Annotated in this window: 1 protein-coding gene and 1 pseudogene; one reads left to right on the forward strand and one right to left on the reverse strand. The window is 25.6% G+C overall.

What is annotated here, in order from left to right; translation table 11 throughout:
• The coding region (locus HMPREF9131_RS08680) for a ComEC/Rec2 family competence protein (protein WP_009345641.1) at window positions 1-432 on the reverse strand (432 nt) is incomplete at its 3' end.
• 410 nt (window positions 433-842) lie between these two features.
• Between HMPREF9131_RS08680 and HMPREF9131_RS04430 the strand changes: the two are divergent.
• Window positions 843-1,112, forward strand: a pseudogene (locus HMPREF9131_RS04430) (hypothetical protein); the annotation flags it as partial.

Here is a 1,112-nt window from a genome sequence, read left to right on the forward strand (position 1 = left end):
TATATAAAATCCTATAAGAAAGAGGCTCAGAAAATCGCTTAATTTTTTTGAAGAAGATAATTTTAAAAATATTTTCTCTAGAAAAATTGCAAGTATGGCTATATGAAATCCTGATAATGCTAATATGTGGTTGATACCTAAATAGGAAAAATTATCTAAGTCATCTTCATCTAAATATGCCCTATCAGATAATAAAATTGAGGATAATATACCTGCTTCTTTTTTGGGGAGATTCTCATATATATTATCTTTTAATTTTTCCCGAAAATTATAGACAAATGTAGAAATCAAATCTCCCTCTTTTAAAACATCTTTATGATACATTTGTCCAATATAGTTTATATTCTCAGAAAGATAGTTTAATCTCTTGTTAAAATTGCCTCGATTCATTTGACCCAAGGGTCTTTTAAAAACTCCGTCAATAGAAACCAATCTCCCATTTTTTTCCTTACCATAAAAAACTATATTTTTCTTGATTTTTTATTATTTATCTTATGTGTTTTTACTACAAATCTGTCCTCTTTTGTTGAAATAACCTTGCCGAGAATATTACCGTAAAAATTTACATCCGCTGGTTTTCTAAGGGCTGTACTTACAAGCACTAAAATAAATAAGATATATAAATATTTAATTTTATTTTCCTTAATAAAAAGAATTAAGGGACTTATAATAAAATATATGTATAGATTTTTGCTAAAAATTCCTAAAATAATTGCACTAATCACTATTAAAAGATACATAATCATATAAATTATTATATTATTTTTCTCAACAAATTGCCATAATTCAAGTCTTTATATTCATATTTAAGTAAATATGTTAAAATATTTCAGGAGGTTTTTATGGGAAAAATTTATATAGACTCACCCTACTTAAAGGACTATATAGTGGATATAGACCACATCAGAAATATAAATAACCATATTTATGCAAAATTAGTTGATGAGCCATGTTTTTTGGGAACAAATAATGTCAAAGGAGATATTTTCACAGTAGATAATTCTCCTTGTAACTTTTACAAACCAAGTGGCAAGGAATATATTGAAATTTCTGATACATCGAAAAAAAGTGTAAATATAAAAATTGATTGGGAAAATCGTCTAAAACTTATG

The sequence above is a fragment of the Peptoniphilus sp. oral taxon 836 str. F0141 genome, from assembly GCF_000179335.1.
Classification (GTDB): domain Bacteria; phylum Bacillota; class Clostridia; order Tissierellales; family Peptoniphilaceae; genus Peptoniphilus_A; species Peptoniphilus_A lacrimalis.